This window comes from Pseudomonas sp. P116, assembly GCF_020149425.1.
Taxonomy (GTDB): Bacteria; Pseudomonadota; Gammaproteobacteria; order Pseudomonadales; family Pseudomonadaceae; genus Aquipseudomonas; species Aquipseudomonas anatoliensis.
In genome coordinates this window covers 583986-605873 of the sequence record NZ_JACVHB010000005.1, presented here as the reverse complement: position 1 = coordinate 605873, position 21888 = coordinate 583986, and the positions used below count along the sequence as shown (strand labels likewise).

The window sequence follows — 21888 nt, the reverse complement described above, 5'->3', positions numbered from 1 at the left end:
GAAGGCTGCGATCTTTTGATCTGCTAGCATTGCGCCCAGATCAATCCAGATCAGCCAAGGGTGCTCAGCATGCAACTCCCGGACATGAACCTTCTGGTCGCCCTCGACGCCTTGCTCGACGAGGGCAGCGTGGTCGGGGCCGCGCGGCGAATGAACCTTAGTCCGGCCGCGATGAGCCGAACCCTGACGCGAATTCGCGAAGCCATCGGCGATCCGATCCTCGTGCGCGCTGGCCGTGGTCTGGTGCCGACGCCCAAGGCATTGGAATTGCGCGAGCAGGTGCGTGATGTCGTCGAGCAGGCGGCGCTGCTGTTCCGCTCGGCTGATGACGTGGAGCTGGGCACTTTGCGCCGTCGTTTCAGCATTCGCGCCAATGACTTCTTCATCGGCGTTTATGGCGGCAAGCTCTTCGACACGCTGGATCAGATGGCGCCGCACTGCGAATTGCGCTTCGTTCCGGAAGGCGATGGCGACGATGAGGCGCTGCGTGAAGGACGCATCGACCTGAGCGTCAGCAACACCCGGCCGATCACCCCGGAAGTGAAAGTACAAAATCTGTTCTCCACACACTTCGTCGGGCTGGTGCGCGAGGATCATCCCTTGCTCGATGGCGAAATAACCGCCGAACGCTATGCCGGGTTTTCCCATATCAGCATGTCCCGCCGGGGCATCGCCCGTGGCCCCATCGATACGGCGCTGAATGCGCTGGGGCTGGAGCGGCGGGTGGCGGTGATCGCGCCGAGTTTCCATGCGGCGATGTTCGCTTTGCCGGACTCTGACCTGATCCTGCCGGTGCCTAAGGAGGCACTGTTGAGCGTAAGGCGCCTGGGATTGAAATTGCGCTCATTCGATCTGCCGATTCCGCTGCCAACGCTGATGCTGACCCAGGCCTGGCACCCGCGTTTCGACAAGGATCCGGCGCACCGCTGGCTGCGAGAAACCCTCAAGAGTTGCTGCGATGAGACGTGGCTCGCAGCCCAACCTTGAAGAGCAAAAGATCGCAGCCTCCGGCAGCTCCTACATTGAAATGCATTCCCCTGTAGGAGCTGCCGAAGGCTGCGATCTTTTGATCTTCCATAGTTGTGTCTGACGCACTTATAACCTGCCAATAAGTCAATTTTCGTCAGCACTAAGCCCGACTAAGATGCTCCGGTATTTCCACCCCCGGAGTTTTCATTCATGACATCCCTGACGGTCCCGGCATCTATCGCCGCGGCCAGCCCGGCGACGGCGGTCACGCCCCCGGTGTTCGGGGCGCGGATCATCATCGGGCTGGTCGGCGTGCTGCTGGCGGTGCTGGTGTCGGGCCTCAACGAGATGGTGACCAAGGTCGCCCTGGCCGACATTCGCGGCGCACTGAATATCGGTTACGACGAAGGCACCTGGCTGGTTGCCAGTTACACCGCCACCTCCGTCGCGGCCATGGCCTTTGCGCCGTGGTGCTCGGTGACCTTCTCGTTGCGCCGTTTCACCCTCTGCGCGATCAGCCTGTTCACCTTGCTCGGGTTGCTATGTCCATTCGCCCCGAATTACGAAAGCCTGCTGCTGATGCGCACCTTGCAAGGGTTGGCGGGCGGCGCGTTGCCGCCGATGCTGATGACTGTTGCGCTGCGCTTCCTGCCGGCCAATTTCAAACTCTATGGCCTGGCCGGTTACGCGCTGACAGCAACCTTCGGCCCGGGCCTCGGCACACCGCTGGCCGGGTTGTGGACCGAGTACGTCGGCTGGCAATGGACGTTCTGGCAAATCATCGTGCCGTGCCTGATCGCCATGGTGATGGTGGCGTACGGCATCCCGCAGGATCCACTGCGCCTTGAACGTCTCAAGGCGTTTAACTGGAAGGGCCTGCTTCTTGGCTTTCCGGCGATCTGCATGTTGGTGATCGGCCTGTTGCAGGGCAATCGGCTGGACTGGTTCGAGTCGAACCTGATCAGCGCGTTGCTGATCTCAGGATCGCTGCTACTGGTGGCGTTTCTGATCAACGAGTGGTCGCAGCCGATTCCGTTTTTCAAGTTGCAGATGCTCGGTATCCGCAACCTGGCGTTCGCGTTGATGACCCTGGCTGGCGTGTTGATCGTGCTGCAAGCCGTGGTGTTGATTCCGTCGAGCTATCTGGCGCAAGTGCAGGGTTATCGCCCGGTGCAAACCGCGCCGATCATGCTGATCGCGGCGTTGCCGCAGTTGATCGCGCTACCGCTGGTGGCGGCCCTGTGCAACCTGCGCTGGGTCGATTGCCGTTGGGTGCTGGGGATCGGTTTGAGCATGCTGACACTGTCCTGTCTGGGCGGATCGCTGCTGACTTCGGAGTGGATTCGCGACAATTTCTATGTCCTGCAATGGCTGCAGATTTTTGGCCAGCCGATGTCGGTGCTGCCGCTGCTGATGCTATCGACCGGCAGCATCCAGCCCATGGATGGGCCGTTTGCCTCGGCATGGTTCAACACTGTGAAAGGCTTGGCGGCGGTGGTCGCCACGGGCGTGATCGAAGCGCTGACCACATCGCGTCTGCATTTTCACTCGACCATGCTGGTCGACAGCCTCGGCAATTCGCCTTTGGCCGACCGCAGCGACCCGGGTCTCGCCCATCGCCTCCACGAACAAGCGGTGGTGCTGACGTCTTCCGATCTCTATGTGTGCATGGCGGGCGTCGCTTTGACGCTGATCCTGCTGATTTTCTGGCTGCCGACGCGGATCTTTCCACCGCGCGCGCCGACCTGATTGCTGTACTGAAAATGAAGGTTTCCATGACGACTCAAGCAAAGCAAAAACTCGCGGTGGCTGTGGCGGCCGCGTTGGCTGTTGGCGTGCTGGTGTACCTGGCGATGCCCGGCCTGTTTGGCAAACGTACGCAGCAGAACACTAACGATGCGTTCGTTTCCGCCGACTACACGCTGGTGGTCCCGCGTGTGGCCGGGTTCATCAAGGAAGTGCTGGTGGAAGACAATCAGCAAGTGAAGGCGGGACAGTTGCTGGCGTTGATCGATGATCGCGATTTGCGCGCTTCTGCCGAGGCGGCGGATGCGCAAACCCTGGTCGCCCGGGCGCAGTTGCAGAACGCCAAGGCGACGCTGGAGCGTCAGACTTCGGTGATCGCTCAGGCGCAAGCTTCGGTGGTGTCGGCCAAGGCTGAAATGGCCTTCGCCAAGCAGGAATTGAATCGCTACAACCACCTCGCCGGTGTGGGTGCTGGCACGGTGCAAAACGCACAACAGGCGCGAACCCGCATCGATCAGGCCACTGCGCACCTCGACACGGCCACCGCGAAACTGGCGGCGGAGCGTAAGCAGGTCGACATTCTCAGTGCCCAGCGAGATGCCGCTGAAGGCACTTTGAAACACGCGCAAGCGGCGTTGGAAATCGCCAGTTTCGAGCTGTCTTACACGCGCATTACCGCGCCGCAGGACGGCATGGTCGGCGAGCGTGCCGTGCGTGTCGGCGCTTATGTGACGCCGGGCAGCAAACTGCTGGCGGTGGTGCCGTTGAAGCAGGCTTATGTGGTCGCCAATTTTCAGGAGACACAACTGACCGATGTGCAGCCGGGGCAGGAAGTGCAGGTGCGCGTTGATAGCCTGGGTGGCGAAGCGCTGACCGGCCGCGTCGAAAGCATCGCCCCGGCCACCGGCGTGACGTTCGCGGCGGTGAAACCGGACAACGCCACGGGTAACTTCACCAAGGTTGTGCAGCGGATTCCGGTGAAGATCTTGCTTGAGCCGGGTCAGCCATTGGCCAATCGGCTGCGGGTAGGGATGTCGGTGGAGGCGAGTATTGATACGCGCACGTCGGCGACTTCGGTGCGTGAGGTGACTCAGCGATGATGTTCGTTGAATCGACTGGCCCAATCGCTGCGATGCGGCGATCCGACAAGCCAGCTTCCACAGGAATTTTGAAGGCTGTGCAACTTAATCACTCCAGACACAGTTCCCTATGGGAGCTGGCTTGCCAGCGATTGGGCCAGTGGCAGCAACTCACCCTCGGTGCCTTGCTCACTGTCAGCCTCACCGCCTGCACCGTCGGCCCAGATTTCCAAAAACCCGAAGCCACGCAAATCGCCAACTGGGCCAAGCCAGCCCAATCCGCCCCCAGCCAAGCTGTCAGCGAGCCCCTCAACGAGCGCTGGTGGGAAGTCTTCAACGACCCGCAACTGTCGGCCCTGACCCAGCGCGCCGTGCGCAGCAACCTCGACCTGCGACTGGCCAGCAGTCGTCTGCAACAGAGCCGTGCCGCACGTCAGGTCATCACTGCCGAGCGCTACCCGACTACCGCCGCCACCGGCAGTTATGGTCGCAAACGCAACAGCGGCGAAGGCCTGAACGACCCGTCCGGGCACAACGGCGATTCCGCCTTCAACCTGTGGGACGCCGGTTTCTCCGCCTCGTGGGAACTGGATTTCTGGGGTCGCGTGCGCCGCGAAACCGAAGCCGCCGACGCCAACCTCGAAGTCGCGGAAAACGACCGTCGCGGGGTGCTATTGGCGGTGCTCGCCGACACTGCGCAGAACTACATCCAGCTGCGCGGCGTACAGAACACTCGCGCCGTCACCGAGCAGAATCTCGACGTCGCCCGCCACAGCCTCAAGCTCTCGCAGCTGCGTCTCAACGATGGCGTGGCGACCGATCTGGACGTCGCCGAAGCCGCTGCGCAAGTCGCCGCCATCGAGTCGCGCTTGCCTGCACTCGAACAGCGCCAATCGCAACTGATCAACGCGATCAGCCTGTTGATGGGCGAGCCACCACAGGCTCTTGATAAAGAATTATCCACAGACGCCGCGGTGCCACAGTCGCCGCTGAAAGTTGCTATTGGCCTGCCGTCGCAACTGGCTGAGCGCCGGCCGGACATCCGCCAAGCCGAAGCACGACTGCATGCCGCCACCGCCAACATCGGTGTGGCCAAGGGTGATTTCTATCCGCGCATCACCCTGTCCGGCAACCTCGGTTCGCAAGCGATGCAGCTCAGTGATTTCGGCTCGTGGGGCTCGCGTGCGTTCGGCATCGGCCCGCAGTTCAGTCTGCCGCTGTTCGATGGCGGCCGCCTGCGCGGCGTATTGCAGTTACGCGAAGCCCAGCAACAGGAAGCAGCGATCGGCTATCAGCAGACCGTGCTGCGTGCCTGGCACGAAATCGACGATCAACTGACCGCCTACAACGCCAGCCAACGCCGCCGCGACAGCCTCGCCGAGGCCGTACGCCAGAACCAGATCGCCCTGCGCACCGCGCAACAGCAATACGTCGAAGGCGTGGCCGACTTCGTCAATGTGCTTACTGTGCAAGGTGCGTTGCTCGCAACGCAGGAGCAGTGGGTGGAGAGTTCGACCGGGGTTTCGCTGGCGATGGTCGGGTTGTATCGGGCGTTGGGTGGGGGATGGGAGTCGGTGTATCCCGCAGAAGTTGTTACCAATAATCCGGCTTGATCGCGGGCTTTTTGTGGGTTGCCACCCGGTCTGCGAATTGGTGCAGTAATAGCTCTTCAGTGGTGATGAGCCTTCGTAGCCAATGCGAGTGTTCTTTCAGAGAGCCGGGAGGGGGGCGGGTAGATCCGGTTCGATGAGGAAGAACGCCCCAATGGTGATATCAGGAAAGTCTTCACGTAACGCTTTCAAAACCGGCGTCATATCAGTGTCGCCGGTTACCAGGACAATTTGCTCAATGCGCTGGTCCGTACAGAGCGCACGTTGTCGGCTAGCGGTGCGATACATGCTGATTGCGATATGAACGTCGGTTTCTTTTTCTTCCAGTTTCCAGATATCGACTTTGTCTTGGCGCGAGGCCTGCGTATTCCGATCAATAAACCTTGGCGCTTTAGCGGGCTCCAGCTGATGTCGACCAAAATGCACGGTGATATTGGTAGTTCTCAGGGCTCTTACATAGGTATCTTGAGCCTCTTTGGATACCCGCCCGCGCGTGGCCAGTTGGGGCTTGATGGGAGAGGTGAAGTAATCAACCGAAACGACTGAACTTTGCGGATTTTCAACGTGTGCAATGTGCGTCAGCAGGCTTTTCAGGTTCAGCCATTTGTAAGGCGTGCCAGCCAGTAATCCGTAGAAAACGTTATAGCCATCGACAAAGAACGCAGTGCGCACAAAGATATTCCTCAGAAACGAAAAAACCGGCCTGGGCCGGTTTTTTCATCCCCAACTGCCAGCGAACTGAATCGCTACGTACGGGGTTGAGTAAGGCAATCCTAGAGTGAGTACGTCATGTGGGTCAACCCACCATGTGATCTTCAACTCGCTCAGTCGGGATTTAACCAGCGCCGGTCGCTCAGTTTTGTTGGGTTTCCTCGGTAATGGTCAAGTCATTCGAGAGGCTCTGTATGAGCAGTTGTTACATCGGAGACTTCGTTCGCCTATGTTTGTCGCTACTTTCACTTTCGGAGAGAGTAGCTTCCTGGATCTCTGTAGGAAAATACGGTCGGACTACACTCATGTAACAAGTTGATGGCAACTTTGTTAGATCGGCTATTTTTGAAACATTACATTTCAGAGCCTTGATGACTTCCTTCCCTCGCCACAGGAATTGCTTCAGGATTTTCCCGACAAGTCCGCCATGCCCTTGAGCAATTCAATCGGTAACGGAAAGACAATCGTCGAACTCTTGTCGCCAGCAATCGAGGACAAGGTCTGCATGTAGCGCAGTTGCATCGCACCGGGCTGGCGGCCGAGCATTTCGGCGGCCTGCATGAGCTTTTCCGAGGCCTGCAGTTCGCCTTCGGCGTGGATTACCTTGGCCCGCCGTTCACGTTCGGCCTCTGCTTGTTTGGCGATGGCGCGCACCATCGACTCATTCAGGTCGACGTGTTTGATCTCGACATTGGCGACCTTGATGCCCCAGGCATCGGTTTGCGCGTCGAGCACTTGCTGGATGTCGATGTTCAACTGCTCGCGCTCGGCCAGCAGTTCATCCAGTTCATGTTTGCCGAGCACGGCGCGCAGCGTGGTCTGCGCCAGTTGGCTGGTGGCGGAGAGGAAATCTTCGACCTGAATAATGGCCTTCTGCGGGTCGAGCACACGGAAATACAGCACCGCGTTGACCTTCACCGAAACGTTGTCGCGGGTAATCACGTCCTGCGGCGGCACATCGAGAACCACGGTGCGCAGGTCGACCCGAACCATTTGCTGCACCACCGGAATCAACAGGATCAGCCCCGGGCCTTTGACCTGCCAGAAACGCCCGAGCTGAAATACCACGCCGCGCTCGTATTCACGCAGGATGCGAAACGTCGATCCGGCCAGGACGATCACCAACAACAGCAGCGCAACAAAACCGATTTGCAGACCCATGATCACTCTCCGTGTTGAGCCGCGTCAGTCGCGCTGACTTGCAGCAGTAAGCCGTTTCGCCCGACCACGCGTACCGATTGCCCTGTGTGCAGTGGTGTGGTGCTGAGCACCTGCCAATGTTCGCCTTGCAGTTGCACCCAGCCGTTATGCGCATTTTGCGCGTGCACAGTGGTCACTGCCGTGACGCTGCCCACCAGCCCGGCGTCGCCACTGACTGCGTGTCGCGGCCGGGTCTTCAAGGCGCGGATGATCAACGCAAGCAAGAGCAGGGCGCTGATCAGGCCTAGGCCGATCATCATGGGCACCGGCAAGTCGGCGTTGCCCAGAATCAGCGCGCCGATGACGAACATGATGATCCCGCCCAGGCCAATCACGCCGTAATTGGGCAGCGCGGCTTCGGCAATCAGAAAAACGATGCCGAGGGTGATCAGCCACAGGCCGACCGGGCTCATGGGCGGTAATGAGGTGTCGGCGGCGAAGGCGAACCCACTCAGCAGGAGTAACCAGACAAACGCACAACATCGGCTGTTCACGTGATCCTCCGCGACAGTCATTGGTGGTTCTTTCAGTCTAGTTGAGCCTCGCGCTGGCTGAATTTTGATCAATGTGCGGATGTGTCCGGTGAGCGGATTTCCCTTCGTCTGCAACCTGCCGAACTAGACTCAAAGACACGGCAACAACCCTCCAGCGCAACTCCGAGGTGCATCATGCGAATGGCCAAAAAGGTGCAAAGCAGCCTGAACCGGGCGCATTGCGAATATGACATCGTCGCTCACCGCCACTCGTCCAGCAGCCTGGAGACCGCGCGGGTTAGCGGGGTGGCTGCCGAACGGGTAGCGAAATCGGTCATCCTCGACGATCACCACGGGCATTACCTGATGGCCGTGCTGCCAGCCAGCCGCCACCTGGATTTGAGCAAGGTGCGCAACTCTGGTGAATGGCAACTCACCCGCGAAAGCAATCTGGCGCACATATTCGATGACTGTGAACGCGGCGCGGTGCCGCCGCTGGGGGATTCCTACGGGTTGGACATGGTCATCGACCCTCTGCTGACCCGGCAGAAAGACATCTATCTGGAGGCTGGCAACCACAACTACCTGCTGCACATGAGCATGCCCGAGTATCTGAAAATGGTGCCGCATGCGCAGGTGCGGGAGTTGAGTCATTAGGTTTAGTGGCGTTCGTGCAGACGCCTTCGCGAGCAAGCTCGCTCCCACAGGAGATTGAGTTCAACCTGTGGGAGCGAGCCTGCTCGCGAAAATTCTTCCACTCACCGCGTCATCCAAGGAATTCATCAATGGAAAATCCAAACCACAGCCTCCCATCGCTATTCAAACAACTGGGCCTGGACAACGACCCGGTCAGCATCGACCAATTCATCGCCACCCATTCCCCCCTCAAACCAGAGCTGCATCTGGCGGACGCGTTTTTCTGGAGCGAAAGCCAGGCGGAGTTTTTGCGGGACGAGATTCTTGATGATGCGGACTGGGCGGAAGTGGTGGATCAGTTGAATGTGTTGTTGCGGAAGGGGCGGCAGGGATGACTGAATGATGACCGCTTGTAGCCTTATCGTTTTTACGATTGTCTGTGATCTAAAATTGGACCAATATAACGACCTCAAATGAGGTCTTAATTATGCAAAACGTTCTGGCCGATATGGCTGTCAGTGTTTCCGAGTTGAAGAAAAACCCATCTGCAGTACTAAGCGGCGCACATGGTGGAGCGGTGGCCGTTCTGAACCACAATCGCGTAATGGGCTACATGGTGCCAGCTGATGTTTACGAGGCAATGATGGAGCGGCTCGATGATCTGGAGTTGGCTGAGATCGTGCGTGCCCGCAGCCATGAGACACCCGTACCGGTAAGCCTGGATGACCTATAAGCTCGAATTTTTGCCATCTGCTCATAAAGAGTGGAACAAGCTCGGTCATACGCTTCGAGATCAATTCAAAAAGAAACTCGCCGAAAGATTGATGCTGCCAAGAGTATCGGCTGATGCGCTCCACGGAATGACTGATTGCTACAAAATCAAACTCAAGGCATCTGGTTACCGTTTGGTTTATCAAGTAATCGAAGAGCGCGTCGTCGTTTCTGTCGTTGCGGTAGGCAAACGCGAGCGCAGCAATGTGTACGAAAATGCAAAAAAACGCTGAGTACATCCAGCCAATCCATTTCTCCATGGCTGAACGGTCAATTTGTTTCAAAACTTGACTGAATTTCCCCTCCAATGCGATATTGATAGTTAGCAAACTAACAGTGTGCATTTCCCCGTGCCAAATTCCCTCGACGCTCTCCAAATGAACATCAGCAGTGCCATGGTGGTGGCCGCCAGGCATTGGCGGAAGATCTGCCAGACCACGCTGGTCAACTATGGAATCTCCGAAGCCTGCGCCGTCCCGTTGTTGATGATCGGGCGGTTGGGCGAAGGTGTGCGTCAGGTGCAAGTGGCGCAGGCGGCCGGGATGGAGAGTCCGTCGCTGGTGCGACTGCTTGATCAGTTGTGCCACTCCGGTTACGTCTGCCGAACTGAAGACACACAGGATCGCCGCGCCAAGTGCCTGAGCCTGACCGACACCGGTCGTGAGCTGGTGCAAGCGGTGGAAGTCGAATTGGTGCGTCTGCGTCACGAAGTACTCGAAGGCATCGACCAGAGTGATCTGGAGGCTACGCTTCGAGTACTCAGAGCTTTTGAGGCGGCCAATCCGCCCGTGGTGGTTAATTCTTGAACGGTTTTTTCACTGGCATTCCGCCGGCCCGGGACTGGTTCTACGGGATCCGCACGTTTGCCGCGTCGATGCTCGCGCTGTACATCGCCATGCTCATGCAAATGCCGCGTCCCTATTGGGCGATGGCCACGGTGTACATCGTTTCCAGCCCATTTCTGGGCCCGACCAGTTCCAAGGCGTTGTACCGCGCCATCGGTACTTTTCTCGGTGCGGCGGCGGCGGTGTTTTTTGTGCCGATGTTCGTCCAGAGCCCTTTTGTACTGGTGGTAGTCATCGCCTTGTGGACGGGGATTTTGCTGTTCCTGTCGCTGCATTTACGCACCGCCAACAGTTACGCATTGATGTTGGCCGGTTACACGCTGCCGCTGATTGCCTTGCCGGTGGTGGATAACCCGCTGGCGGTGTGGGACGTGGCGGAAGCGCGTACCGAAGAGATTTTCCTCGGCATTGCCGTCGCTGCCGTCGTGGGTGCGATGTTCTGGCCACGTCGCCTTGCGCCGGTGTTCAACGACGCCGTGGGCAAATGGTTCGCCGACGCGTCGACCTACAGCCTGAAATTTCTCAGCCGCGACGTGCAGCCCGAAGAAGTCACTGCTTTACGCATGGCGATGGTCGCCAGTTTCAATAGTCTCGAACTGATGATCGGCCAGTTGCCCCACGAAGGCTCGCGGCCGCAAACCGTGCGTAATACCAAGGAGCTGCGTGGGCGGATGATCCACCTGTTACCGGTGATCGATGCCCTCGAAGACTCGCTCTACGCCCTCGAACGACGCACCCCGGAACTGGTGGAAAAATTCGCACCGCTGCTGGCCGCGACCCGTGAATGGCTCGATCATAACGACGCCGATCTCGACCGCTGGCAGGCACTCAAAGATCAGCTCGAAGCCTTGCAGCCAAGCGCCGAAGCACTTGAAGACCGCAAGCAATTACTGTTTTCCAACGCGATTTATCGCCTCGGCGAATTCATCGATTTGTGGCAAGACTGCCGCAGTCTGCAAGACGCGATTCTCTGCGAGCGCCAGGACAGCTGGCGCGCGGTCTATCGCCACTGGCGCCTCGGCCGTCTGACGCCGTTTATCGACCGTGGGCTGATGCTCTATTCGGTGGCGTCAACGATTCTGGCGATCATCGTCGCCTCGGTGCTGTGGATTCTGCTCGGCTGGCCGGATGGCGGCAGTGCGGTGATTCTGGCGGCAGTAGCGTGCAGCTTCTTCGCCTCGATGGACGACCCGGCGCCGCAGATTTACCGGTTCTTTTTCTGGACCGGCATGTCGGTGCTGTTCGCCAGCCTGTATCTGTTTTTGATTCTGCCGAACCTGCACGATTTTCCGATGCTGGTGTTGGCGTTTGCCGTCCCGTTTATCTGCGTTGGCACCCTGACGGTACAGCCGCGTTTCTACCTCGGCATGCTGCTGACGCTGGTCAACACCTCGTCGTTCATCAGTATTCAGGGGGCTTACGACGCAGACTTTTTTGCCTTCGTGAACTCCAATCTGGCGGGGCCGATCGGCCTGTTGTTCGCGTTCATCTGGACGCTGGTGGCGCGTCCGTTTGGTGCCGAGTTGGCAGCCAAACGGCTGACCCGCTTCAGTTGGAAAGACATTGTCGACATGACCGAGCCGGCCAGTCTCGCTGAACACCGCAAGTTGGGCGTGCAGTTGCTTGATCGGCTGATGCAGCACCTGCCGCGTCTAGCGCTGACTGGCCAGGACACCGGCATTGCCATGCGCGAAGTACGAGTGGGCCTGAACCTGCTCGACTTGCTTGCCTACACCCCGCGGATGACCGGCGTACCCAAGGCACTGTTGCAGCAAGTGGTAAGCGAGGTCGGCGGGTATTTCCGCGCTTGCCTCAAGGCTGGTGAACGTCTGCCGGCGCCGAGCCCTTTGCTGATGACCCTGGACCGCACCCGCCGTGCGCTCAATGGCCACGGCGACGAAGAAACCCGGCTACACCTGTTGCACGCCCTGAGCGGTTTGCGTCTGGCATTGCTGCCCGGCGTTGAATTCGTTTCCAGCGCCGAGCCCGAAGAACCGCTGCCCGATGGAGCGCCCCTATGATCGGTGATCTGGACATCAGCGGCATTTTCCTGCCGACCCTGCTGGTGTTGATGGGCATCACTTATGTGCTGTTTTTGCTGGTGCATGCCGTGCTCACGCGCGTGCACTTTTACCGTCTGGTCTGGCACCGGGCATTGTTCAACGTGGCGCTCTACGCCGTACTTCTCTACGGCGTGGACTCACTCAGTCGATACCTGATGACATGAAAAAACCGTTTTTGACCATCGGTCGCGTGGTACTGACCCTGCTGATCGTGACTTTTGCCGTTGTCCTCGTCTGGCGCATGGTGATGTATTACATGTTCGCGCCGTGGACCCGCGACGGCCACATTCGCGCCGACATCATCCAGATCGCCCCGGATGTTTCCGGGCTGATCCAGCAGGTCGAGGTGAAGGATAACCAGTTGATCAAGCGCGGCCAGGTGCTGTTCAGCATCGACCAGGACCGCTTCAAACTGGCCCTGCGCCAGGCTAAAGCCGCGGTCGCGGATCGTGAAGAAACCCTGGCGCAAGCGCAACGTGAAGCCAAGCGAAACCGTGGATTGGGCAATCTGGTGCCGGCCGAGCAACTGGAAGCGAGCCAGTCGCGTGTCGCCCGTGCGCAATCGGCGCTGGCCGAAGCGCTGGTGACCGTGGACAGCGCTCAGCTCAACCTTGATCGCTCGGTAATCCGTAGTCCGGTGGATGGCTACGTCAACGACCGTGCGCCGCGTCCTCAGGAATTCGTCACTGCCGGGCGTCCGGTGCTGTCGCTGGTCGACAGCAATTCCTTCCACATCGACGGCTATTTTGAAGAGACCAAACTCGACGGCATTCATGTCGGCCAGTCGGTGGATATCCGTGTGATTGGCGACCGTGCGCGGCTGCGCGGGCATGTCGAAAGTATCGTCGCCGGCATCGAAGACCGCGACCGCAGCAGCGGCAGCAATCTGCTGCCGAACGTCAATCCGGCGTTCAGTTGGGTGCGACTGGCGCAGCGGATTCCGGTGCGCATTGCCTTCGATGAGGTGCCCGCAGACTTCCGCATGATCGCCGGGCGGACCGCCACGGTGTCGATCATTGACGACAGGAAACAGGAGCCCGAGCAATGAACAAGGCCCTGATGATCGCCGGGTTGGGCGTCATGCTCTCGGCCTGTCAGATGGTCGGGCCGGATTACCAGGTGCCCGATGAGGCGGCTGTTCAGCGCAAAGACATTCAGGGCGAACTGGCGGTGGCTGGCAAACCGGTGGTGTCGGCGCCAGTGCCGGCTGACTGGTGGCGCCTTTATAAGGACCCACGTCTGGATCAACTGGTGCAGCAGGCCATGGCCTCCAACACGGATCTGCGCGTGGCGGCGGCGAACCTGTCGCGGGCCCGCGCGCAGGTCGATGAGGCCGAAGCGGCGGGTGGCTGGAGCGCTGGTGTAAAAATGGGCGCGCAGCGATTGCAGGAATCCGGTCAGGCGTTCCTGCTGCCGGAAAAAGTCCCGGTCGATAACGTCGGCGATATCGGCATCAGCGCTTCTTATCAATTCGATCTGTGGGGCACCTTGCAACGCGGCATCGAAGGCGCGAAGGCCAACGCCGATGCGACCCAGGCGGCAGCGGACACCGCGCGGATCACGTTGGTGGCTGACGTGGTTCGCGCCTATACCCAGGTGTGTGCAGCGAATGAGGAGCGGGAAATCGCAGAGCATTCTCTCGATCTGCAAGCGCAAAGCACCACGCTGACCCAACGCTTGCGTGATGCCGGACGTGGCGACGAAACCCAGGTCACCCGCTCGCAAACCCAATTCAAATCTCTGCGCGCTGACCTGCCACGTTACGAAGCGGCACGTCAGGCTGGGTTGTTTCGTCTGTCGATGCTGCTGGCCAAACCCGTTGATCAATTGCCGACGGGCACAACGACCTGCGCCGAGCTACCGAAAATCGCGCAATTGGTGCCGGTCGGTGATGGCGCCGCGTTGCTCAAGCGCCGCCCTGATATTCGCCAGGCCGAACGGCGGCTGGCTGCTTCGACCGCCGGGATCGGTGTCGCCACCGGCGAGTTGTACCCGGACATCAGCATTGGCGCGACGATTGGCACCGTCGGTCTTATCGACGATTTGGGCGATCCATCGACCAACCGTTGGGGCTTCGGCCCGTCGCTGAGCTGGAAGGTGCCGACCAACGGCGCCCGTGCGCGCATTCGCGAAGCCGAAGCGGCGACACAAGGCGCACTGGCGCATTTCGACGGCGTGGTGCTCAACGCCATTCGCGAAACCCAAACGGGGCTGGCTCAGTACACTGCCTTGTTGCAGCGTCGTGATGCACTGGCCGATGCCGAGCAATCGGCGAAACTGGCTGCAGACCAGACGCACCGCTTCTTCCAGGCCGGCCGCGAGTCGTTCCTCGCCGACCTGCAAGCAACACGCACCTACACCGATGTCACCGCGCAACTGGCCGCTGCCAACACTCAAGTCGCCATGAGCCAGATCGATTTGTTCCTCGCCCTCGGCGGCGGTTGGGAAAGCGGACGAACGCAAGCCTCAAGCCCGAGCAAACCCTGACGCCGTAGCTATGCTTGAAGTGTTGAAAGGGCGCCCCGTGCAAAGCGTCCCTTCAGCGCACATTGCTAGCGCTGGTCTAGGGGAAACCAATAATGAAAAACCCTTACGCTCTCGGCTTCTGGTGCTCGTTGGCAGCGCTGGTGCTGCTTTCGGCCACTTATTTTTACGGCATCATGCTGGCCCACCAGATCGACAAGGCGATGATTTTCCTCGACAGCGCTGTGGCGTTGATCGCGGTGATGGCAATCGTCGTGGTGGCCTGGGCGTCTCTGCAGGTTCAGCGAGTCAAGAAACGACAGCTTGAACGAGGCAAGACCCTGGTGCTGATCTGGGACACCAAAGTCGCCCTGCGCCGGGTCGAAACCGTGTTCGACCGATATTTCTGGGGCAGCTACTGGCAACCCGGGCGTACCTTCGCCGAGGTCATGGGCGAACTCACCGGCACGCCGCTGGAAAAAAGCCTCGAAGCGCTGAAGAAGCAATGCCTGGAACTCGACAAGCAGTTCGACGATGAGGGCTGGCATTGGCTGAACAATGCCCGCGAACTGTCCGATGTCGCCACGGCCATGGCCCGCGAACGCTATCAACTGGATTACTGCGATCCGCGCGCCGATGGCCCGAGTGGCGCGGTGATCGATCGGGATTTTGAAGTGCTGGTGTATACCTGGACTGCGCGGTTGAAGAGCTTTGATCATCAGCTCGATGAGATCGAGGTTCAGTATTCCTGATCTCCTTTGAATCAACGGGCCTCATCGCTGGCAAGCCAGCTCCCACAGGTTTTTGTGGTGTTCACAATTTTTGTGATCACCCAAGTCTCTGTGGGAGCTGGCTTGCCAGCGATAGCGTCTGCAAAAACAGCGAAACTCTTCCAGCCTGTCGACTGTCCACACTCCCCATAGACACTCTTTCACCTTTAAACATTGGGCCGTATCCCGTGCCCAGTGCTAATCTCCACCGCTAATTCAAGCGGAGTCGAGCCGTAACCCGGTCACGGGTTCAGGGAAGACGACCACACTTTCAGCCACGGAAATCGATCAGGTCATTCATGAATAAATCAGCAGGCGTGCTACTCGGAATTGTTGTTGCTATCGGTGCGATCAGCGCAGGCGGGGCCTGGTACACCGGGACCAAGATCGAAGGCGTACTGAACAACGCCGTCACCAACGCCAACAAAGAACTGCAAACCGCGATGGCCGGCTCCAATGGCACGGCGTCGCTGGAACTGGTGTCGCTGGAGCGCCACACGTTCACCAGCACCGCGCACTATCGACTCAAAGGTGAAGGCGAGTTGTTTGGCGATGCGCCGGTCGAGCTGCTGTTTGTCGACCACATCGAGCACGGCCCGCTGCCGTTCTCGCGTCTGGTGTCGCTGAAGTGGCTGCCGGTCATGGCCACCAGCAATTACGAGCTGGAAAAGAACCCGGCCACCGAAAAATGGTTCGCCGCGACCAAGGGTGCAGCACCGCTCAAAGGCGTGACCAACATCGGCTACGACGAATCCACCACCAGCACCATCGACCTGCTGCCACTGGAAACCGCACTGGATGCGCAATCGAGCCTGAAATTCTCCGGCCTGACCATGAATATTTCCGCCAGCGCCCAAGCGCAAAAGGTCAAGGCTGACGGTTACATGGACAGCCTGAAACTGGTCACCGTGGCTGAAGACCAGGCGCCCGTGCAGATCGAACTCAACGGTCTGACCCTGGCCAGCAACCTCGCCAAGAGCAGCTTCGGCTACTACACCGGCGCCAACACCCTGGAACTGACCAACAGCAAAACCACCTTCGGCACCAAGCAATCGGTGCTCGGCGTGAAGGGCTTCGAGATGAAGAACCTCACCGAAGAAAGCGGCAGTAATGCGTCCGGTCGCGCCGATTACAAGGTTGACGAAGTCACCCTCAACGACAAGAAAATCGGTTCGGCCAACCTGGCATTCAGCCTGAAGAACCTCGACATTCCGTCGACAATGTCGCTGATGCAGATCTATCAGACCAAATTGCAGCCTTACGAAAAAGCCGCTGCCGAAGCTGCAGAAGCAGGCTTGCCGGCGCCGGAACTGAACCTGACCGAAGCCGAATCGGCTCAGGTCAAAGCCGACCTGCAAAAGCTGCTGGCGGCTGGTCCGCAAGTGGCGCTGGAGAACCTCTCTCTGAAAACCGCCAATGGTGAAAGTCGCGCCAATCTGGTGATCGACCTGACCAAGCCGCAATCGATGGACCTGCCACCGGATCAACTGGGCAAACAGCTGATCGCGTTGCTCGATCTCAATATCGTCGTGTCCAAGCCAATGCTGATCGATCTGCTCAGCGTCCAGGCGCAGCTTGATGGTCAGACCGACGCCAAAGCTATCGTCGATCAGGCCAGCGGTGCGGCCGACATGTTCTCGGGCATGGCCGTCGGTTCGCAGTTGGCGACCGTGGATGGCACCAATGTCGTGACCAAGCTGCATTACGCCGCCAATCAGGTGGAATTCAACGGCCAGAAAATGACCGTCGAGCAGTTTGTCGCCTTCCTGATGAACAAGTTCGCGGGCGTCACGCAAGTGCAGTAATACTGCGCCCTTAACAGCAAACGCCCGGCCTCTGTCTTGCACAGACGCCGGGCGTTTTGCTGTCTGGTGTTCGGGTTTTCAGCGCTCCTGCCAAGCCGCCATCACGATTCTGAACAATTATTGTGTTCCGGATTTTGCTCAGCGCTTGCGTGCAAACTGCCTGACTAAGCTTGGCCGAGCGTTGTTGGCTCGGCTCCGTTACGAATGGGCAAGGAGGGCATTGAGACCCGGCTAGCCATGTAAGGATGCTGACGAATGCCGCGTATTGATGTTCCCGTATTGCATCGTGGTTTACGCCCTTTGTTCCGCGTAGCGCTGTGCAGCCAATTACTTTGGCCGGCTCTCGCGTTTGCCGATGCACCCTATGATCAGATGGTGCGCGACGCCCGTGCCGGGCAAACCACGCCTGCGCTGACGGTGCTGCGTCAGGTGCCGCCGGGTCAGGCGACCACCGGACAGATCAGCGATCACCTGCAAATTGCCAGTTGGGCCGGGCTCGACGCCGAAGTGGTGCAGGTCTATGAAACCCAGGGCCGCGCCCGCGTGCTGCCGATTCAGGCGCTGACGGCCACTGCTCGCGCCTATCGCAACCTCAAACGTTGGGATCAGGCGACACAGGTCTACAACAAGGCCTTGGCGCTGGAGCCGGACAACGCCGACCTGCAACTGGGTCTGGCCCTGACTCAGGCTGACGCCGGCCAACCCGATCAAGCCGTAACTCGCGCCAAAGCGCTGGTCGCCGCCAAGCCTGATGATCCTTCGCGCCGTTTGGCATTGGGCTACGCGCTTAGCCGTGCCGGCAAGCAATATGACGCCTTGTTCGAATACGATCAGGCCTTCATCCGCGCTGGCAACAAACCGGAAGTCGCCCGCGAATACGTGGTCGCGCTGCAAAAGGCGCGTCTGCCGGAACCGGCACTGCGCCTGGCCCATCAGCGTCCGGGGTTGATCGATCCGGTCACCCTGCGTCGCCTCGAAGGCGATCTGGCTGCCGAACGCGTGCGCCTCGCTGAACTCGCGACTCGCAGCGAAAAAGAACGCTACGTGATCGCCGACCGTGCCTTGGCCGATTACGACAAACTGCTCGCCACCTGGACGCCCGACGCCAGCGCCAAAGACGACGTGACCCGCTGGCGCATCGACCGCATGGGCGCGCTCAAGGCCCGGGCGCGTACCGCCGACATCATCAGCGAATACCAGAAACTGCAAGCCGAAGGCGTGAAGATTCCCACCTACGCCCAGCGCTGGGTGGCCGCAGCCTATCTGGACCAGCGCGAGCCAGAAATAGCCTCTGATCTGTATCGCCAAGTGCTGTCGGCGCCGGACGCCGATGTCGGTGATCGTCTGGAAGACACCACTGCGCTGTACTACTCGCTGCTTGAAAGTGACCGCGCCGACGAAGCGCGCAAAGTCGCCGAAGACTTGGCCAAGTCCCAGCGCCCACGCGTTGAACTCAAGGGCTTGCCAATAGGCAACCCAAACGATGAATGGATGGACGCCCAGCAACTCGCAGCGCAGGCCGGTACCTATGGCTCCGACCTGCCCCATGGCGAAGAGCGTTTGCAGACGCTGGTCGATCAGGCGCCGGGCAACGTCGGTTTGCGCCTGGCTCAAGCCGACCTGTACCTGGCCCGCAACTGGCCACGTCGCGCTGAAATCCAGCTCAAGGACACCGAAAGCATGGTGCCGCGCGACATGGGCCTGGAAGTTGCTCAGGCCCGCACCGCCATGCAGTTGCAGGAATGGCGGCAGATGGATGCGCTGACCGACGATGTGGTCGCGCGTTATCCGGACAACCGTCAGGTGCAGCGTCTGGCCCGTGAGCGTGAAGTCCACGACATGTCCGAACTGCGAGTAGAAGCCTACGGCGGCAAGGCCAATGGCGGTAGCGGCGGCGATGGCGGCGCGGTCAGTGGCAGTCGCGATTTCGGTATCCAGACTACGTTGTACAGCCCGCCGATTGACGAGGACTGGCGCGTGTTCGCCGGTGCCGGTTATGCCACTGGCGACTTCGCCGAAGGCACTGGCCATCACCGTTTTCAACGAGTCGGTCTGGAGCGTCGCACCCGCGACATGACCCTCGAAGCCGAAATCTCCAATCACGATTATGGCTTCGGCGACAAACAGGGTGCGCGACTGGCGATCGCCCGCGACATCAATGACAACTGGCAGTACGGCGGCAGCCTTGAATACCTCTCGGCGGAGACGCCGTTGCGCGCGCTCAACAGCGACATCAAGGCCAACGGTGGCAGCGGGTTTATCCGCTGGCGCGCCAACGAAAGCCGCGAGTGGCGGCTGTCGGTGAGCCCGTCGCACTTCAGTGATGGCAACAACCGCGTCGAAGCCTTGCTCACCGGACGCGAAGGCGTCTACAGCGCGCCGAACGTGCAAGTCGATGCGGGCCTGGAAGTCGGCACCAGCCACAACTCCAAATCCGATGACGTGCCGTACTTCAACCCCAAATCCGACTTCAGTGTGATGCCGCTGATCAACGTCAATCACGTGCTCTACCACCGTTACGAAACCTCCTGGAGCCAGCAGTTCCAGGCGGGTGCGGGTACGTACAGCCAGCGTAATCACGGCACCGGCGGCATGGCGTTGCTCGGCTACGGCCAGCGTTATGCCTGGAACGACGTGTTCGAGGTGGGCGGTTTGTTCAGTGTGATCAACCGGCCCTATGACGGCGATCGGGAGACCGATCTGCGTCTGCTCGTCGACCTCACTTTCCGCTTCTAGAAGAGTTTGAAGATGCCTTTTATTTCGCGTTTCATCCTTCTGCTGGGAGCGCTGCTGGTCAGCGCTTGCGCCCAGCAAGCCCCGGCCTTCACACCGCCCTCCGAGCGCCCGGTGGCGGCCAGTGAAAAACCGTGGCCGAAGAATCACGTGCTCGGCATCGCTTATCACGATGTCGAAGATCTTGATCCCGATCAGGCCGTGGTGGCGGTGCGCACCGAGCGCATGATCGAACAGCTCGCCTGGCTGCGGGAGAACAACTACAAACCGGTCACGGTCGACCAGATCATGGCCGCACGCAAGGGCGGACCAGAGTTGCCGGCGAAGGCGATTCTGCTCAGTTTCGACGACGGATATTCAAGCTTTTACACCCGCGTGCTCCCAGTGTTGCGCGCCTATAACTGGCACGCGTTGCTGGCGCCGGTCGGCAGCTGGATCGACACGCCGCTGAACCAGCCAGTGGATTTTGCCGGTACGCCGCGCGCGCGCTCCGACTTCCTGACCTGGGAGCAGGTACGCGAGATCTCCAGGTCCGGGCTGGTGGAAATCGCCGCCCACACCGATGCCAACCACAAAGGCATCCTCGCCAACCCGCAAGGCAACCTGCAGCCTGCTGCCGCGACCCGACGCTATGATCCGCTGACCAAACGCTATGAATCCGAGGCCGATTTCCAGGCGCGGATTCGCACCGACGTCAGCAATATCTCGGAAAAAATCCGCAAGGCCACCGGTTACAAACCGCGGGTCTGGGTCTGGCCATATGGCGCGGCGGACGGCACTTCGCTGACCGTGGTAGGCGAGGAGGGCTACGAAATGGCCCTGACCCTCGACGACGGTCTCGACGCCCTCGACAACCTGATGAGCAGCCCGCGCTTCCTCGTCGCCTCCGATCCTGACGGCACGCATTTCGCCAACAGCATTGTCTCGGCACAGGCGGATTTCGCCATGCGCGTGGTGCACGTGGATCTGGACAACGTCTACGACCCGGACCCGGTGCAGCAGGACATCAACCTCGGCAAACTGGTGCAGCGCATGGCCGACATGGGCGCCAACACCGTATTCCTGCAAGCCTTCGCCGATCCGCAGGGCGACGGTCTGGTGCACTCGCTGTACTTCCCTAACCGTCATTTGCCGGTGCGTGCGGATATTTTCGACCGTGTGGCCTGGCAACTGCGCACCCGTGCCCACGTCAAAGTCTTCGCCTGGATGCCGGTGCTGAGTTTTGCTCTCGATTCGAAATTGCCGCGCGTCATGCGCTGGGATCCGGAAACCGGTGCCACCTCGGTCGCTCCTGATCAGTACAAACGCCTGTCGCCGTTCGATCCGGAAGTACGGCGAATCATTGGTGAAATCTACGAAGACGTGGCGCGCCTGACTTCGGTCGACGGCATCCTTTACCACGACGATGCCGTGTTCTCGGACTTCGAAGACGCCGGCCCGCAAGCACTGAAGGTGTATGCCGCAAACGGCTTGCCGGGTTCGATCGCAGCACTGCGTGATGACCCGGCGGCAATGCAGCGCTGGACGCGCTTCAAGAGTCGTTACCTGATCGATTTCACCAACGAACTCACCGCCAAAGTCCGCGCCATTCGAGGGCCGCAAGTGCAGACCGCGCGCAACATCTTCGCCGAGCCGATGCTCAATCCACACAGCGAAGAATGGTATGCACAGAACCTCGATGACTTCCTCGCGACCTACGACTGGACGGCGCCGATGGCCATGCCGCTGATGGAAAAACAGACTCAGGAACAGTCCGGCCCATGGCTGGAAACGCTGGTGCAAACCGTCAGCAAACGCCCCGGCGCGCTGAACCGCACGGTATTCGAATTGCAGGCCCGCGACTGGACGAAAAAGGATCAGGCCGACATCGATGGCGCGCATCTGGCGGACTGGATGGGCCGCCTCAAGCGTCAGGGCGCGACCAGTTTCGGCTACTACCCGGACAACTTCCTCGACAACCTGCCGGACCTGAAAACCGTACGGCCTGCACTCTCCAACAAATGGAACCCATGAC

General features: G+C 59.8%; 19 protein-coding genes and 1 pseudogene. 17 read left to right on the top strand and 3 right to left on the bottom strand.

Going from position 1 to position 21888, the window contains the following annotated elements; all coding sequences use genetic code 11:
- The first annotated feature begins 69 nt into the window (after window positions 1–69).
- The 4 genes from ICA15_RS20105 (at window position 70) to ICA15_RS20090 (ending at window position 5407) form a co-directional block, all read left to right on the top strand.
- Window positions 70–987, top strand: coding sequence for a LysR family transcriptional regulator (locus tag ICA15_RS20105; protein ID WP_150603978.1), 918 nt, complete (start codon window positions 70–72; stop codon window positions 985–987).
- Between the two features lie 192 nt (window positions 988–1179).
- Window positions 1180–2718 (top strand): MFS transporter, encoded by a 1539-nt coding sequence (locus ICA15_RS20100; protein WP_210554436.1) that lies wholly within the window; start codon window positions 1180–1182, stop codon window positions 2716–2718.
- A 26-nt stretch (window positions 2719–2744) separates the two neighbouring features.
- Window positions 2745–3815, top strand: coding sequence for an HlyD family secretion protein (locus ICA15_RS20095; RefSeq protein WP_210554435.1), 1071 nt, complete (start codon window positions 2745–2747; stop codon window positions 3813–3815).
- Window positions 3812–5407, top strand: a complete 1596-nt coding sequence (locus ICA15_RS20090) for an efflux transporter outer membrane subunit (protein ID WP_411959659.1) — start codon at window positions 3812–3814, stop codon at window positions 5405–5407. The genes ICA15_RS20095 and ICA15_RS20090 overlap by 4 nt, the downstream gene beginning before the upstream one ends.
- On the opposite strand, the pseudogene ICA15_RS20085 reads toward ICA15_RS20090, so the two are convergent.
- The 3 genes and pseudogenes from ICA15_RS20085 to ICA15_RS20075 all read right to left on the bottom strand — a co-directional run bounded on the left by ICA15_RS20085 (window position 5388) and on the right by ICA15_RS20075 (window position 7809).
- A pseudogene (locus ICA15_RS20085) lies at window positions 5388–6076 on the bottom strand (NYN domain-containing protein). The gene ICA15_RS20090 and the pseudogene ICA15_RS20085 sit on opposite strands and share 20 nt — an antisense overlap.
- Before the next feature lie 441 nt (window positions 6077–6517).
- A complete protein-coding gene (locus tag ICA15_RS20080; protein ID WP_150603973.1) occupies window positions 6518–7276 on the bottom strand; it encodes a slipin family protein in 759 nt (252 codons plus the stop codon).
- A 2-nt stretch (window positions 7277–7278) separates the two neighbouring features.
- The gene (locus tag ICA15_RS20075; protein ID WP_224450897.1) at window positions 7279–7809 is read right to left on the bottom strand and encodes an NfeD family protein; all 531 of its coding nucleotides are present in this window, start codon (window positions 7807–7809) and stop codon (window positions 7279–7281) included.
- Window positions 7810–7983: 174 nt separating this feature from the next.
- Between ICA15_RS20075 and ICA15_RS20070 the strand changes: the two genes are divergently transcribed.
- The 13 genes from ICA15_RS20070 to pgaB all read left to right on the top strand — a co-directional run bounded on the left by ICA15_RS20070 (window position 7984) and on the right by pgaB (window position 21887).
- A complete protein-coding gene (locus ICA15_RS20070; RefSeq protein ID WP_150618383.1) occupies window positions 7984–8445 on the top strand; it encodes an aminoacyl-tRNA deacylase in 462 nt (153 codons plus the stop codon).
- Window positions 8446–8573: 128 nt separating this feature from the next.
- The gene (locus tag ICA15_RS20065) at window positions 8574–8819 is read left to right on the top strand and encodes a DUF2789 domain-containing protein (RefSeq protein ID WP_150593777.1); all 246 of its coding nucleotides are present in this window, start codon (window positions 8574–8576) and stop codon (window positions 8817–8819) included.
- Window positions 8820–8911: 92 nt separating this feature from the next.
- Window positions 8912–9157 carry a type II toxin-antitoxin system Phd/YefM family antitoxin gene (locus ICA15_RS20060; RefSeq protein ID WP_150603970.1) on the top strand — a complete coding sequence of 82 codons (246 nt, stop codon included), beginning with the start codon at window positions 8912–8914 and terminating at the stop codon, window positions 9155–9157.
- On the top strand, window positions 9147–9428 hold the full coding sequence (locus ICA15_RS20055; protein WP_150603969.1) for a type II toxin-antitoxin system RelE family toxin: 282 nt from the start codon (window positions 9147–9149) through the stop codon (window positions 9426–9428). Before ICA15_RS20060 ends, ICA15_RS20055 begins: the two co-directional genes overlap by 11 nt.
- Before the next feature lie 144 nt (window positions 9429–9572).
- Entirely contained in the window at window positions 9573–10001 is a 429-nt protein-coding gene (locus ICA15_RS20050; protein ID WP_191626464.1) for a MarR family winged helix-turn-helix transcriptional regulator, read from the top strand.
- A complete protein-coding gene (locus ICA15_RS20045; protein WP_210554433.1) occupies window positions 9998–12061 on the top strand; it encodes an FUSC family protein in 2064 nt (687 codons plus the stop codon). The genes ICA15_RS20050 and ICA15_RS20045 overlap by 4 nt, the downstream gene beginning before the upstream one ends.
- Window positions 12058–12267, top strand: coding sequence for a DUF1656 domain-containing protein (locus ICA15_RS20040; protein ID WP_007917703.1), 210 nt, complete (start codon window positions 12058–12060; stop codon window positions 12265–12267). Before ICA15_RS20045 ends, ICA15_RS20040 begins: the two co-directional genes overlap by 4 nt.
- Entirely contained in the window at window positions 12264–13151 is an 888-nt protein-coding gene (locus ICA15_RS20035; RefSeq protein ID WP_047299245.1) for an HlyD family secretion protein, read from the top strand. The genes ICA15_RS20040 and ICA15_RS20035 overlap by 4 nt, the downstream gene beginning before the upstream one ends.
- Entirely contained in the window at window positions 13148–14590 is a 1443-nt protein-coding gene (locus ICA15_RS20030) for an efflux transporter outer membrane subunit (RefSeq protein ID WP_210554432.1), read from the top strand. Before ICA15_RS20035 ends, ICA15_RS20030 begins: the two co-directional genes overlap by 4 nt.
- Before the next feature lie 92 nt (window positions 14591–14682).
- Entirely contained in the window at window positions 14683–15318 is a 636-nt protein-coding gene (locus tag ICA15_RS20025; protein ID WP_042557045.1) for a hypothetical protein, read from the top strand.
- 317 nt (window positions 15319–15635) lie between these two features.
- Entirely contained in the window at window positions 15636–17141 is a 1506-nt protein-coding gene (locus ICA15_RS20020; RefSeq protein WP_150618388.1) for a YdgA family protein, read from the top strand.
- Between the two features lie 255 nt (window positions 17142–17396).
- Window positions 17397–19877, top strand: coding sequence for a poly-beta-1,6 N-acetyl-D-glucosamine export porin PgaA (gene pgaA / locus ICA15_RS20015; RefSeq protein WP_210554431.1), 2481 nt, complete (start codon window positions 17397–17399; stop codon window positions 19875–19877).
- Window positions 19878–19889: 12 nt separating this feature from the next.
- The gene (gene pgaB, locus ICA15_RS20010; RefSeq protein WP_210554430.1) at window positions 19890–21887 is read left to right on the top strand and encodes a poly-beta-1,6-N-acetyl-D-glucosamine N-deacetylase PgaB; all 1998 of its coding nucleotides are present in this window, start codon (window positions 19890–19892) and stop codon (window positions 21885–21887) included.
- Window position 21888: the final 1 nt, after the last annotated feature.

Excerpts from the sequence above, each read along its gene's own strand:
- ICA15_RS20105 (WP_150603978.1), top strand. The coding sequence starts at position 70 with ATGCAACTCCCGGACATGAACCTTCTGGTCGCCCTCGACGCCTTGCTC.
- ICA15_RS20100 (WP_210554436.1), top strand. The coding sequence starts at position 1,180 with ATGACATCCCTGACGGTCCCGGCATCTATCGCCGCGGCCAGCCCGGCG.
- ICA15_RS20095 (WP_210554435.1), top strand. The coding sequence starts at position 2,745 with ATGACGACTCAAGCAAAGCAAAAACTCGCGGTGGCTGTGGCGGCCGCG.
- ICA15_RS20090 (WP_411959659.1), top strand. The coding sequence starts at position 3,812 with ATGATGTTCGTTGAATCGACTGGCCCAATCGCTGCGATGCGGCGATCC.
- ICA15_RS20080 (WP_150603973.1), bottom strand. The coding sequence starts at position 7,276 with ATGGGTCTGCAAATCGGTTTTGTTGCGCTGCTGTTGTTGGTGATCGTC.
- ICA15_RS20070 (WP_150618383.1), top strand. The coding sequence starts at position 7,984 with ATGCGAATGGCCAAAAAGGTGCAAAGCAGCCTGAACCGGGCGCATTGC.
- ICA15_RS20065 (WP_150593777.1), top strand. The coding sequence starts at position 8,574 with ATGGAAAATCCAAACCACAGCCTCCCATCGCTATTCAAACAACTGGGC.
- ICA15_RS20060 (WP_150603970.1), top strand. The coding sequence starts at position 8,912 with ATGCAAAACGTTCTGGCCGATATGGCTGTCAGTGTTTCCGAGTTGAAG.
- ICA15_RS20055 (WP_150603969.1), top strand. The coding sequence starts at position 9,147 with ATGACCTATAAGCTCGAATTTTTGCCATCTGCTCATAAAGAGTGGAAC.
- ICA15_RS20050 (WP_191626464.1), top strand. The coding sequence starts at position 9,573 with ATGAACATCAGCAGTGCCATGGTGGTGGCCGCCAGGCATTGGCGGAAG.
- ICA15_RS20040 (WP_007917703.1), top strand. The coding sequence starts at position 12,058 with ATGATCGGTGATCTGGACATCAGCGGCATTTTCCTGCCGACCCTGCTG.
- ICA15_RS20035 (WP_047299245.1), top strand. The coding sequence starts at position 12,264 with ATGAAAAAACCGTTTTTGACCATCGGTCGCGTGGTACTGACCCTGCTG.
- ICA15_RS20030 (WP_210554432.1), top strand. The coding sequence starts at position 13,148 with ATGAACAAGGCCCTGATGATCGCCGGGTTGGGCGTCATGCTCTCGGCC.
- ICA15_RS20025 (WP_042557045.1), top strand. The coding sequence starts at position 14,683 with ATGAAAAACCCTTACGCTCTCGGCTTCTGGTGCTCGTTGGCAGCGCTG.
- ICA15_RS20020 (WP_150618388.1), top strand. The coding sequence starts at position 15,636 with ATGAATAAATCAGCAGGCGTGCTACTCGGAATTGTTGTTGCTATCGGT.
- pgaA (WP_210554431.1), top strand. The coding sequence starts at position 17,397 with ATGCCGCGTATTGATGTTCCCGTATTGCATCGTGGTTTACGCCCTTTG.
- pgaB (WP_210554430.1), top strand. The coding sequence starts at position 19,890 with ATGCCTTTTATTTCGCGTTTCATCCTTCTGCTGGGAGCGCTGCTGGTC.